This is a genomic window from Mycobacterium sp. (genome assembly GCF_044342925.1).
Lineage (GTDB): Bacteria > Actinomycetota > Actinomycetes > Mycobacteriales > Mycobacteriaceae > Mycobacterium.
The window spans coordinates 1-11,987 of record NZ_JBIIOV010000109.1 but is presented as its reverse complement, the minus strand read 5'-3'; the positions used below and the strand labels follow the sequence as shown (position 1 = coordinate 11,987).

The 11,987-nt window shown below is 65.2% G+C and carries 12 protein-coding genes and 1 pseudogene; 1 reads left to right on the top strand and 12 read right to left on the bottom strand.

The features are described from left to right. Positions 1–233 precede the first annotated feature (233 nt). Positions 234–1,487, bottom strand: coding sequence for a UDP-N-acetylglucosamine 1-carboxyvinyltransferase (murA, locus tag ADBZ6I_RS12105; protein ID WP_526384124.1), 1,254 nt, complete (start codon positions 1,485–1,487; stop codon positions 234–236). Between the two features lie 62 nt (positions 1,488–1,549). On the opposite strand from murA, the gene ADBZ6I_RS12100 reads away from it, so the two are divergent. Beyond that, positions 1,550–2,140 (top strand): cob(I)yrinic acid a,c-diamide adenosyltransferase, encoded by a 591-nt coding sequence (locus ADBZ6I_RS12100; protein ID WP_526384122.1) that lies wholly within the window; start codon positions 1,550–1,552, stop codon positions 2,138–2,140. Positions 2,141–2,148: 8 nt separating this feature from the next. Here the strand turns inward: ADBZ6I_RS12100 and ADBZ6I_RS12095 are convergent, their stop codons facing one another. The 11 genes and pseudogenes from ADBZ6I_RS12095 to ADBZ6I_RS12045 form a co-directional block, all read right to left on the bottom strand. Further along, positions 2,149–2,586, bottom strand: a complete 438-nt coding sequence (locus tag ADBZ6I_RS12095) for a DUF2550 family protein (RefSeq protein WP_526384120.1) — start codon at positions 2,584–2,586, stop codon at positions 2,149–2,151. Between the two features lie 7 nt (positions 2,587–2,593). Further along, a complete protein-coding gene (locus ADBZ6I_RS12090) occupies positions 2,594–2,959 on the bottom strand; it encodes a F0F1 ATP synthase subunit epsilon (protein WP_526384118.1) in 366 nt (121 codons plus the stop codon). Between the two features lie 27 nt (positions 2,960–2,986). Beyond that, positions 2,987–4,447 (bottom strand): F0F1 ATP synthase subunit beta, encoded by a 1,461-nt coding sequence (gene atpD, locus ADBZ6I_RS12085; protein WP_526384116.1) that lies wholly within the window; start codon positions 4,445–4,447, stop codon positions 2,987–2,989. Positions 4,448–4,483: 36 nt separating this feature from the next. Continuing rightward, a complete protein-coding gene (locus ADBZ6I_RS12080; protein ID WP_526384114.1) occupies positions 4,484–5,416 on the bottom strand; it encodes a F0F1 ATP synthase subunit gamma in 933 nt (310 codons plus the stop codon). Then, positions 5,417–7,063, bottom strand: a complete 1,647-nt coding sequence (gene atpA / locus ADBZ6I_RS12075; protein WP_526384112.1) for a F0F1 ATP synthase subunit alpha — start codon at positions 7,061–7,063, stop codon at positions 5,417–5,419. It lies immediately after the preceding gene. Between the two features lie 57 nt (positions 7,064–7,120). After that, positions 7,121–8,455, bottom strand: coding sequence for a F0F1 ATP synthase subunit B/delta (locus ADBZ6I_RS12070; protein ID WP_526384110.1), 1,335 nt, complete (start codon positions 8,453–8,455; stop codon positions 7,121–7,123). Positions 8,456–8,683: 228 nt separating this feature from the next. After that, positions 8,684–9,181 (bottom strand): annotated as a pseudogene (locus ADBZ6I_RS12065) (F0F1 ATP synthase subunit B); the annotation flags it as partial. A gap of 6 nt (positions 9,182–9,187) precedes the next feature. Beyond that, the gene (locus ADBZ6I_RS12060) at positions 9,188–9,439 is read right to left on the bottom strand and encodes a F0F1 ATP synthase subunit C (protein WP_293223340.1); all 252 of its coding nucleotides are present in this window, start codon (positions 9,437–9,439) and stop codon (positions 9,188–9,190) included. Between the two features lie 82 nt (positions 9,440–9,521). Beyond that, positions 9,522–10,277 carry a F0F1 ATP synthase subunit A gene (atpB, locus tag ADBZ6I_RS12055; RefSeq protein ID WP_526384108.1) on the bottom strand — a complete coding sequence of 252 codons (756 nt, stop codon included), beginning with the start codon at positions 10,275–10,277 and terminating at the stop codon, positions 9,522–9,524. Between the two features lie 5 nt (positions 10,278–10,282). Beyond that, on the bottom strand, positions 10,283–10,777 hold the full coding sequence (locus ADBZ6I_RS12050; RefSeq protein WP_526384106.1) for an ATP synthase subunit I: 495 nt from the start codon (positions 10,775–10,777) through the stop codon (positions 10,283–10,285). Positions 10,778–10,870: 93 nt separating this feature from the next. Then, a partial coding sequence (locus ADBZ6I_RS12045) for an MraY family glycosyltransferase (protein ID WP_526384104.1) occupies positions 10,871–11,987 on the bottom strand: 1,117 nt, incomplete at its 5' end.

Sequence of the window (11,987 nt, the reverse complement as noted above, 5' to 3'; positions counted from 1 at the left end):
AGTCACACCCAAACCCGGGGGAGCCCAGACATGACAAAAAACAAAAACAACAAACAAAAACCACCAAACACACTATTGAGTTCTCAAACAACACACCCTTGCGAAGACCTACTCGCGGGCAACCCTGCCAGCGTAAGTGATCTCATGGACCGAGGTCAAATCCGGTGGGCTCTCGCCCGTGGAAGCGTGGGCTCTCGCCCGTGGAAGCAGGTCCGCCGCCTGTTGGGTAACGCCTAGTGTACCCGTTCTATTTCCGCACCCAAACTTGAGAGGTCCTCGACGAACATCGGATAGCCGCGATCGATGTGGAAAACGTCGTGGACCTCGGTCTCTCCGTCGGCGACCAGCCCCGCCAGCACCAGGCCCGCGCCGGCCCGGATGTCCGAGGACCAGACCGGCGCACTGGACAGCTGTGGGATTCCCCGGACCACCGCATGGTGTCCATCGGTGCGGGCGTCGGCGCCCAATCGGATCATCTCCTCGACGAACCGGAAGCGAGCCTCGAACACGTTCTCGGTGATCATCGAGGTGCCGTCGGCGATCGAGGCCAGCGCGATGGCCATCGGCTGCAGGTCCGTCGGGAATCCGGGGAACGGCAGCGTCGCCACGTTGCAGGCCTTGGGCCGCTCGTACTGCACCACCCGGAAACCGTTGTCGCTCTGGGTGACGGTGGCCCCGGCGTCGTGCAGCTTGTGCAGCACCAGTTGAAGATGCGCCGGATCGACGCCGGTGACCGAGATGTCGCCGCGGGTCATTGCTGCGGCGATCCCCCAGGTGGCTGCCACGATGCGGTCGCCGATCACCCGGTGTTCGGTCGGGTGAAGCTTGGACACGCCGGTGATGGTCAGGGTCGAGGTCCCTGCGCCCTGGATGATCGCGCCCATCTGGGTGAGCATGTCGCATAAATCCACGACATCGGGCTCGCGCGCGGCGTTGTGAATGGTCGTCACACCCTCGGCCAACACTGCGGCCATCAGGATGTTCTCCGTCGCTCCCACGGAAGGGAATTCCAGCTGAATTTCGGCACCGCGCAGGTGATCGGCGGAAGCCACGACGCAACCGTGTTCGATGACGCACTCGGCGCCGAGCTGGCGCAGACCCGACTGGTGCATGTCCAGCGGACGCGAACCAATGGCATCGCCGCCGGGCAGTGCCACCCGGGCCCGCTTGCAACGGCCGACCAGCGGACCAAGCACGCACACCGACGCCCGGAACTGGCGCACCGCGGCGAAGTCGGCCTCGTACTTCGGCTCGTCGGGCGAGGTGATCCGAACCACCGATCCGTCGAGTTCAACGTTGGCGCCCAAGCCGCGCAACACTTCGGCCATCAACGGCACGTCGAGAATGTCGGGGCAGTTGGTGATCGTGGTGGTGCCCTCGGCCAGCAGGCTGGCGGCCATGAGCTTGAGCACGCTGTTCTTGGCACCCGTGACGGCGACCTCGCCAGCTAACCGGTTACCGCCGGTCACCAGGAATCGCTCGCCCACGGCGGTCAGTTTAGAGCAGCCGGCGGGCGAACCGATGCTTGCGTGCCGGTACGGTTTGAAACATGGCAGTGCACTTGACCCGCATATATACCCGGACCGGCGACGACGGCACGTCGAGTCTGAGTGATTTCTCCCGGGTCGAGAAGAACGATCCCCGGTTGATCGCTTACGCCGACTGCGACGAGGCCAACGCGGCCATCGGGGTCGTCGTCGCGCTCGGCCGGCCCGAGGAGCCACTGCGCAGTGTGCTGACCCGGATCCAGAACGATCTGTTCGACGCCGGCGCGGACCTGGCCACGCCCGTGGTGGAAAACCCCGAACATCCACCTCTGCGTATCACCGAGCCCTACATCGAGCGCCTGGAGAAATGGTGCGACGAGTTCAATGAGCCACTGCCCGCCCTGAACTCGTTCATCCTGCCGGGTGGCACCGGACTGTCGGCGCTGTTGCACGTCGCCCGCACGGTGACCCGCCGGGCCGAGCGCTCGGCGTGGATTGCGGTGAAAGCACATCCGCAGACTGTCAGCGCACTGCCGGCGCGCTATCTCAACCGGCTCTCGGATCTGTTGTTCATATTGTCGCGGGTGGCGAACCCGGACGGCGATGTGCTGTGGAAGCCCGGGGGCCGGAGTGAGAAGCCCTCAGAAACTTAGCTTTACGGTCACATGGTTGGCCGGCGGGTGTGCGGCGACGGGGTGGATTCCACCCAGGACAGAAACGCCGTACGCGCGCCGCGATCCAGCGCCATCTCGTAACCCCTCCCGCGGGTGATGTCCTGGAGTTCGAGGACGAGGATCTCCTCGGTCATGATGTCGAACTCGTCGCCGCGGGGCGCGCGGCGGGAGATGATCTCCAGCCCGCGGCGGCTCAGCCTGCGGTCAGGCCACAGGCGCAGGCTCGATAACCGGTAGAAGCGGGCTTCGTCGCCGCGATACCTCATCACGCCGTGGCGCCATCCGTGCCCGCCGACGGCAGGGGTATCCCGCAGGATTGCGGGCGTACCGCCCTGCCCCAGTTTCCATAGCCGGAAGCTCAGCGCCACGACGACGACCAGCAGCACACTGACAAGCGCGACCATGAGGACCATCGACGCGCTCATCGGCGGGTCAGTCGATTTGGCCGAGTGCTCGCAGACGCGCTCGCCCGCGGGCGGCCCGACGCGCGTCGTCGGACGCCGCGTCCTCCTTGGCTTTGTCGGCATCGATCTCGGAGGCGAACTCCGCTGCCTCGGCCAGAATCTTCACCCCGGCGTCGGTCACCGACATGAAACCGCCGTCGACGGCGATGCGCAGGTCCTCTTCACCCTCGCGCTCGACCCGCACCATGGCGTCGTCGACGAGCTGGGCCACCAAGGGGATGTGGTTGGGCAGGATGCCGATCTCACCGGCTGTGGTGCGGGTGAACAAGAACGTGCCTTTGCCCGCCCAGATCTTGCGATCGACGGCGACGATCGCGATGTCCAACTCGGCCATCTCACAACACCTTCCGGCTCAGCCTGCTCACAGAGTGACGCCGAAGGTCTGCGCCTTCTTCGCCAAGTCGTCCAAGCCGCCGATCAGGAAGAACGCCTGCTCGGGAACGTGGTCGAAGTCGCCCTTCGCCAGCCGGTCGAACGCCTCGACCGTCTCCTTGACCGGGACGGTCGAGCCGGGCTGGCCGGTGAACTGCTCGGCCGCCATCATATTCTGGCTCAGGAAGCGCTCGATACGCCGCGCCCGGCCGACCAACTGCTTGTCCTCTTCGGCGAGCTCGTCGATACCGAGGATGGCGATGATGTCCTGAAGGTCCTTGTAGCGCTGCAGGATTCGGATGACCTCCTGGGCCACCCGGTAATGCTCGTCGCCCACGACGGCGGGGTCGAGGATGGTCGAGCTGGAGGCCAGCGGGTCCACCGCGGGGAAGATGCCCTTGGAGAACACCGTGCGGGACAGCTCCGTCGTGGCGTCGAGGTGGGCGAACGTGGTGGCCGGCGCCGGGTCGGTGTAGTCGTCGGCGGGCACGTAGACGGCCTGCATCGAGGTGATGGACTTGCCGCGGGTGGAGGTAATGCGCTCCTGGAGCTCACCCATCTCGTCGGCCAGGGTCGGCTGGTATCCCACCGCGGACGGCATGCGGCCGAGCAGGGTGGAGACCTCCGAACCGGCCTGGGTGAACCGGAAGATGTTGTCGATGAAGAGAAGAACGTCCTGGCCCATCTCGTCGCGGAAGTACTCCGCCATGGTCAGCGCCGACAGGGCGACCCGCATACGCGTGCCCGGCGGCTCATCCATCTGCCCGAACACCAGAGCGGTGTCCTTCAGCACGTTGGCGTCGCGGAGTTCGACCCACAGGTCGTTGCCCTCACGGGTGCGCTCTCCCACCCCGGCGAACACGGAGGTACCACCGAAGTTACGGGCGATGCGGTTGATCATCTCCTGGATGAGCACCGTCTTGCCCACGCCGGCGCCGCCGAACAGGGCGATTTTTCCACCGCGGACGTAGGGGGTGAGCAGGTCGACGACCTTCAGGCCGGTTTCCAGCATTTCGGTCCGGGGCTCGAGCGCGTCGAAGGCCGGCGGACGGCGGTGGATGGACCACTTCTCGAAGTCGTTGCCGTAGCCGGGCTCGTCGAGGCACCTACCCAGCGCGTTGAAGACGTGGCCCTTCACCCCTTCGCCGACCGGCACCGAGATGGACGCCCCGGTGTCGGTGACCTCGGCGCCGCGAACCAGGCCGTCGGTGGGCTGCATGGAGATGGTCCGCACCAGGTTCTCACCGAGGTGCTGGGCGACCTCAAGGGTCAGCGTCTTCGCCATTGCGCCGAAGGTGATTTCGGCGTGCAAAGCGTTGAACAACTGCGGAACGTGCCCGCGGGGGAACTCGACGTCCACGACCGGGCCGGTGATGCGAACTACCCGGCCGGCGGTACCCCGCGGGCTGTTGCTGGAGGTGGTGTCGCTCTCATAAGTGACGGTGGTCATGGTCCTCTTCGCTCCTGAGCTGTTCTTGACTGTGGTCTATTTTTTGGCAGCGTCGGCGAGCGCGTTTGCGCCACCGACGATTTCGCTGATTTCTTGAGTGATCTTGGCCTGGCGTTCACGGTTGGCCATCAACGTGAGGATCTTGATCAGGTCGTCGGCGTTGTCGGTGGCGGCCTTCATGGCCCGCCGCCGAGACGCCGACTCCGAGGCCGCCGCTTCCAGCAGTGCCGCGTAAATCCGGGTCGTCACGTAGCGCGGCAGCAATGAGTCGAACAAGGTGGTGGCACCTGGCTCGAACGCGAAGAGGGTAGTCGGCCCGGTGGACTCTCCGACGTATTCCACCACCATCGGAGCGATCCGGTGTGCCTCGGCGACCTGGTAGAGCATCGTCCGGAACTCGGTGTAGACGATGTGCAACTCGTGGGTTTCACCATCTTGGATCCCACCCGCACCTAGTCCTTCGCCGTCCTCGTCGACGCTGGACATGAAAGCGCCCAGCAACGCATCGGCGATCTCCTGGGCCTTGTCGTAGGTCGGTTTCTCGGTGAACCCGATCCACGATCCGACGACATTCCAGTTGCGGAAGGTGAAGTACCCCAACGCTTTACGACCCACGACGTACAGGACAGGAGTCTTGCCCTCCTTGCGGAGCAGCGCCATCAACTCTTCGGCCTTGCGCAGGACGCTGGCGTTATAGGCGCCGCAGAGTCCGCGGTCGGCGGCGACGACGAGCACGGCGGCCCGCTTGGGATTCGGATGCTCCACCAGCAATGGATGATCCAGCGCCGACTCCGACGCGAGATCGGTCAGCATGTTGGTGATCTCGACCGAGTAAGGGCGAGCCGCCGCAACCCGGGCCTGCGCCTTGGAGATCCGCGACGTGGCAATCAGCTCCTGGGCCTTGGTGATCTTTTTGATCGCTGAGGCCGATTTGATTCGCCCGCGTAGTTCGCGAAGTGTGGCTGCCATTTACTTCTTCTTCGGGGCCGACTTGCGAACCTGCACGGACTCCTTCGACAGCTCCGACTCGTCCAGCGGCTTCACGTGCTCCTCCGGGATGACGGAGCTGCCGTCGGTGGTGGCGAACCCGCGCTTGAAGTCCGCGACAGCGGCGTTCAGCGCAGCCTCGGTCTCCTCGGTCAGTTTCTGAGAGGTGTAGATCTCGTTGAGAATCCCGGAGTTGCCAGCACGCAGGTGCTCGAGGAACTCGGACTCGAAGCGAGAGACATCGGCGACCGGAACCGAATCCAGATGGCCTTTGGTGCCGAGGTAGATCGCGACTACCTGGTCCTGCACCGACATCGGGGTGTACTGCGGCTGCTTGAGCAGTTCGACCAGACGAGCGCCGCGCTCGAGCTGAGCCTTCGACGCCTCGTCGAGGTCGGAGGCGAAGGCCGCGAAGGACTCCAGCTCGCGGTACTGCGACAGGTCCAGGCGCAGCGAGCCGGCCACTTCTTTCATGGCCTTGATCTGCGCGGCGCCACCGACGCGGGACACCGAGACGCCGACGTTGATGGCCGGGCGCACACCCTGGTTGAAGAGGTCGGACTCCAGGAAGCACTGTCCGTCGGTGATCGAGATGACGTTGGTGGGGATGTAGGCCGAGATGTCGTTGGCCTTCGTCTCGATGATCGGCAGGCCGGTCATCGAGCCGCCACCGAGCTCAGCGGACAGCTTGGCGCAACGTTCCAGCAGCCGGGAGTGCAGGTAGAAAACGTCACCCGGGTAGGCCTCGCGGCCCGGCGGGCGGCGCAGCAGCAGCGAGATCGCGCGGTAGGCCTCGGCCTGCTTGGTGAGGTCGTCGAACACGATCAGCACGTGCTTGCCGTCGTACATCCAGTGCTGCGCGATTGCTGAACCGGTATACGGCGCAAGCCATTTGAAGCCGGGGGAATCCGAAGCGGGGGACGCAACGATGGTGGTGTACTCCATCGCGCCGCCCTCTTCCAGCGCGCGCCGCACGCTGGCGATGGTGGTGCCCTTCTGGCCGATGGCGACGTAGACGCAGCGGACCTGCTTGTCCGGATCGCCGGTCTCCCAGTTCTGACGCTGGTTGATGATCGTGTCCACGCACACCGCGGTCTTGCCGGTCTTGCGGTCGCCGATGATCAGCTGCCGCTGGCCACGGCCGATCGGCGTCATCGCGTCCACGGCCTTGATACCGGTCTGCAGCGGCTCCCTGACGCCCTGGCGCTCGACCACGGAGGGCGCCTGCATTTCCAGGGCGCGCCGAGTTGTCGAGGCAATCTCGCCGCGACCGTCGATCGGCTGTCCCAGCGGGTTGACCACGCGGCCCATGAACTCGTCGCCCACCGGCACCGAGAGCACCTCACCGGTGCGACGGACTTGCTGGCCCTCTTCGATCTTGTCGGACTCACCGAGGATGACGGCGCCGATGCTGTGCTCGTCGAGGTTGAGCGCCACCCCGAGAACGCCGCCGGCGAATTCGAGGAGCTCCTGGGTCATGGCCGAGGGCAGACCCTCGACGTGGGCGATACCGTCACCGGTGTCGATCACGGTACCGACTTCTTCGCGACCAGTGCCCGCCTCGAAGCTCGAGACGTAGTTCTGGATGGCGCCTTGGATATCGTCAGCGGAGATTGTCAACTCTGCCATGGCTTTTCGTCTTCCTCTTTAACTTGGAGTTAGTTCGTGGTCTCGTCGGGCAGTGGTCTAGTCGGGCAGCTTCGTCGCCGCCGCCGCCAACCGGGACGACAGCGTTCCGTCGATTACCTCGTCCCCTACGGCGACCGCCAGGCCGCCGAGAAGCTCGGGGTCGACGATGAGCTGCAACGAGACAGGAGTGTGGTAGATCCGCGCTAGGAGATCCGACAGCCGGTGGCGCTGGGCGTCGCTGAGTTCGGCGGCCGCGGCTACCTCCGCCACGGCCTCGCCGCGACGGGCGACGGCCAGCTGTGCCAGTTCCGCCACCGCTTCGTCGGCGCGTTCGCCCCGGATCAGCTCGATGGTCTCGGCCAGCAGCGCGGCGGCCGTCGGGTTGGTCCCGGAGGCCCGATCCAGAACTCCGCGCAGTAGTGCCACTCGCTCGGCGGAGGGCCGGGAGTAATCACCCAGCATCTGGGTCAGCTGCGGCTCGTTGTCGAGGACCCGGCCGAACCGGAACAGCTGCTCGGCGACCTCATCGGCCTGGCCCTCTCGCTCAGCGCGGGTCAGCAGGGCCAACCGGGCGACGTGCTCGATGGTGCCGACGAAGTCCTCCGTCCTCGACCACCGAACACCCACCGCGGTCTCGAGCAGGTCCAGCGTCGTGGAACCGACCTTGCCGCCGAAGACGCGCTGCAGCAGTTGACGTTTCGCGTCGATCTCCCCGTTGGCCTCCGCGAGGTGGCGGGTCAGGATCGGCTCACGCAGCAGCAGGCTGTCCACCGAGACGAGTTCCTCGGACAGGGTGGACAGGTCCGTCGGCGACAGTGAGCCGGCCAGCGCGTCGAACCGGGCCACCACGGCCGCCTGGGCATCACGGCTGGCCGAACGAAGTCCGGCGCCGGACACCTCGGGCGCGAACGCCGCCGGTGCCATGGCATCCAGCTCGTCGAGGAACCGGTCGACGGTGGCCGACTGCGCCTGCGGATCGGACACGTGGGCCTTCACCAGTTCAGACGCCCGTCGCACCGACTCGTTGCCCAGGCTTCCCCTGAGCTGGCGGATCAGCTGGGTGCGCAGCAGCGAGACCTGCTGACCCCCTTGGACTTTGATCCGCTCGGCGTCGACGCCCGCCTGAACGTGCAGCTGCTCGGCGATACGCACGGCATCCGAACGGGCTTCGTCGACGATGTGCCGGCCTTCGGCGCGACCCTCATCGACCCGCTTGGCGTGGAACTGGTCGGCCGCGGCCAGCCGCTTGGTGGCGGCGGCGTTGTCTTCCAGCTGCTTACGGACGGCGTCTTTCTGCTCGGCCATCAGCTTGCGCATCGGCGGTACGACGTACTTGTTGAGGATCCAGACGATGACGGCGAAGCCGACCAGCTGCCCGATGAATGTTGACATTCCTGTTTACCGTTCGTCGTTCGACGTTGAAGCGTCCGGGTAGATCACCGTCGGCGACGAGTCGGCGTAAACCACCGTCGCCGAGGAGTCGGAGTACACCGTCGATGCCGAGGATTCGGAGTGCACCGTCGATTCGGAGTACGCCGACGGAGCGGGCGTGCTGCTCGTCCGACCGCCGACCAATCCGCCACCGACCGATCCGCTCCCGACCGATCCGGAACCGATCGAGCCACCATCGACGGGCACACCGAGGACCCGGCTTGCCAGCGTCGCCGACAACGTCTCCACCGATACGTCCAGACGCGGCGCGATCGCGTCGCTCTGCACTCTCAATTCGTCGCTGGCCTCCCGAAGGGTGCCTGCGACTTCCTCGTTGGCGTGAGCGCGCTTGTCGTCAATGACCTGACGTCCCTCGGCCCTGGCATGGTCCCTGATGCCGGCCGCCTCGGAGCGGGCGGTATGCACCTCGTTGTCGTAGTCGGCCTCGGCGGCGGCTTCCTGCGCCGCGGCACGGCGGTTCTCATCCGCCGTCTGCGCCGCCATCCGCTCGCGCTCGCCGAGAACCTCCTGGATCGGCGGCACGACAAACTTGGCGATGACGCCGAGCACGATCAGGAAGATGGCCAGCACGAAGAAGAAGGTGCCGTTGGGAATGAGGAAGTTCTGGGTGCCGCCACCCTCCTCAGCCGCCAACAACACGACGGCTTCTCCTGTTGCAGAGCCCATCGTCGATTAGGAGGCGCCAGGCGTGGCGAACACGAACAGCGCCATGAACGCGAGGTTGATGAAGTAGGCCGCTTCCACCAGACCAACGGTGATGAAGAACGGGGTGAAGAGGCGGCCCTGTGCCTCGGGCTGCCGCGCGATACCGGAAATCAGCGCGTTGCCGGCGATACCGTCGCCGATACCGGCACCGATGGCGCCGCCGCCCAGGATGAGCCCGCCGCCGATCAATGCACCGGCGACGATCTGTGGGTCTGCCATTCCTTATCCTCCTTGATTGCTGGTAGGTCTACTACCAGGGCTGTGTGTTGCTCAGGGGTTGTACAAGAGACTTCGGGTGGTACTAGTGGTGCTCCTCATCCAGTTCCATGGACTGGCTGAAGTACAGAATCGTCAGCAGGGCGAAGATGAACGCCTGGATCAGGCCGACGAACAGGTCGAAGGTCTTCCAGATGGCATTTGGTGCCCACATGATGTACGGCGGGAACAGGGCGATCAGCGCCACCATGATGCCGCCAGCGAAGATGTTGCCGAAAAGTCGGAGCGAGAGCGAGATCGGCTTGGCGATCTCCTCGACGAGGTTGATCGGCGCCAGGAAGGCGACGTGGCCCTTGATCACCTTGACCGGGTGGCCGATGATGCCACGGCGCCAGAAGCCGGCAGCGTGGTAGCAGAGGAACACGAACAACGCGAGCGCCAGCACGAAGTTGATATCGGACGCCGGCGGTTTGAGTAGCTCGTGGGTCTCGCCCTCGGCATTGCGATACTGCACCGGCAGAACCGAGATCCAGTTGGCGACAAGGATGAATACGAAAAGTGTCACCGCCAGCGGCAGCACGAACGGGGCGATCTTCATGCCGATGGCCGACTCGACCTGGCCGCGCATCTGGGTGGTGATGGCTTCCCAGAACAACTGAACGCCGCTCGGCTCACCAGTGGAGGTGACCTTGGCCCGCAGGAAAAACGCCAGGGCCAAGGTGATGGCCGCGGCAATGGCGGTGGCGAGCACCGTATCGGTGTTCACCGTCATTCCCAACCACGTCGCCGTGGTGTGGTGGCCGACTTCGATCGCACCTTCGGCGAGGATTCGTTCGGTCATGGTGCTCAATCCTTGAACATGTTGTCGGCTGTTGGAGATGGATTCAGAGAAGACGCACTGCTATTCCCGTTATCTGGACATGCGTCCGGTTCGCCGGTGCGAATCTTCTTCCATACCGGCAGTGCGGTGCTCAAAACAAGGCAGATCTGGAACAGCGCCAGTCCGAACAGCACGCCCAGCCCCAGGGGCCGGAACAGAAATGCGACAGTCAACCCGAGTGCGGTGATGATCAGCAGCCTGGTGGCCGAATTCAGCGCCATCTTGTGTTTGAGCGGGTGATCGCCCGCGGTGATGGAGGCCACCGAGTGGTGGACCAGCAGGGCGTTAACCAGCCCCAGGCCCATACCGACTCCGAAGAACACCCCGAACATGATGTGGCCGGCCCAGGCCGCCGCGCCGATCGCGAGGGCGGTCACGACTGCACAGGTGATGAGCAGGCGGGTCGGACGGAAAACGACGGATGGGAGCACAAACGGCCCGTCCGACGCTGGCGTCGTCACACGTCCACCCACAATCAACTCAGTTGCGAAAGTCTGGCCCGAACAGGCTGCACCGGCACGGTACCACAGGGTCAGACGGCATAAAGCGGTCTACTACCTTCCGTCGTACAAGGTGTCGTAAAGGGCGGTCAGCTCGTCGTCGTCAGCCATGTTCTCGCCACGGATCAGCGGGATCACGGTGACCACCACCGCGACCGCGATCGCCGCGAGCATCACCGCCCCGGTGTAGCGGGGATCGAAGAAGATGGTGCTGGCCGCACCGAGGGCGACCAGTCCGACCCACAGATAGATGAGCAGGACGGCGCGGCGGTGCGAATGACCGATCTGCAGAAGCCGGTGATGCAGGTGCATCTTGTCCGGACTGAATGGACTGCGCCCAGCACGGGTGCGCCGCACGATGGCCAGCAACATGTCCAGCGCCGGCACGAACACCACCGCGACGACAAGCAGGAACGGCGACAGTAAGGCGAACACATCGCGCGCGCCGTAGGCGCTCTGCGAGATCGGCCCGGCGGCCGTCGTGGACGCCGCCGCCAGCATCAGACCGATCAGCATCGACCCGGAATCTCCCATGAATATGCGGGCGGGATGAAAGTTGTGCGGCAGAAATCCCAGGCAGGCACCGGCCAGCACCACTGAGATCACCGCGGGCGGGTAGAACAGCACATCTCCGCCGTGGTCACGCAACAAGCCGACAGAGAAGATGCAGATCGCCATCGCCGTGATGAGGCCCAGCCCGGCAGCGAGGCCGTCCAATCCGTCAACGAAGTTCATCGCGTTGACCACCGCCACCGTCAGAGCCAGTGTGAGCAGGATCGACGACACCTGATCGAGGACGATCGTGCCGATACCGCCGAACGGTATGTAGAGGACGCTCCAAGCCACCCCCATGGTGACCAACACGCTGGCGGCGGTGATCTGGCCGGCGAACTTGGTCAGCGCGTCGAGTCCGAAGCGGTCGTCGATCAGACCGATCGCCATCACCAGGCCACCGGCGATCACCACGGCCGGCATCCCGGAGGAGTAGACGAATCCGCGGGTCAGCGCCGGAAGTTGCGAGGCCAGGAATACCGCCACGACCACGCCCAGGTACATCGCCAGACCGCCCATCCGGGGAGTCGGCGACAAATGCACGTCGCGGGCGCGAGGGTAGGCCAGCGCACCCAGGCGGGTGGCCAGCACCCGCACCCCGCCGGTGGCGAAGTAGGTG

What these genes read in the sequence shown, in the direction of transcription:
- ADBZ6I_RS12080 (WP_526384114.1), bottom strand. Translation starts at nt 5,416, where the DNA reads ATGGCAGCCACACTTCGCGAACTACGCGGGCGAATCAAATCGGCCTCA.
- ADBZ6I_RS12095 (WP_526384120.1), bottom strand. Translation starts at nt 2,586, where the DNA reads ATGAGCGCGTCGATGGTCCTCATGGTCGCGCTTGTCAGTGTGCTGCTG.
- ADBZ6I_RS12100 (WP_526384122.1), top strand. Translation starts at nt 1,550, where the DNA reads ATGGCAGTGCACTTGACCCGCATATATACCCGGACCGGCGACGACGGC.
- atpB (WP_526384108.1), bottom strand. Translation starts at nt 10,277, where the DNA reads ATGACCGAACGAATCCTCGCCGAAGGTGCGATCGAAGTCGGCCACCAC.
- atpD (WP_526384116.1), bottom strand. Translation starts at nt 4,447, where the DNA reads ATGACCACCGTCACTTATGAGAGCGACACCACCTCCAGCAACAGCCCG.
- ADBZ6I_RS12070 (WP_526384110.1), bottom strand. Translation starts at nt 8,455, where the DNA reads ATGTCAACATTCATCGGGCAGCTGGTCGGCTTCGCCGTCATCGTCTGG.
- atpA (WP_526384112.1), bottom strand. Translation starts at nt 7,063, where the DNA reads ATGGCAGAGTTGACAATCTCCGCTGACGATATCCAAGGCGCCATCCAG.
- ADBZ6I_RS12090 (WP_526384118.1), bottom strand. Translation starts at nt 2,959, where the DNA reads ATGGCCGAGTTGGACATCGCGATCGTCGCCGTCGATCGCAAGATCTGG.
- ADBZ6I_RS12060 (WP_293223340.1), bottom strand. Translation starts at nt 9,439, where the DNA reads ATGGCAGACCCACAGATCGTCGCCGGTGCATTGATCGGCGGCGGGCTC.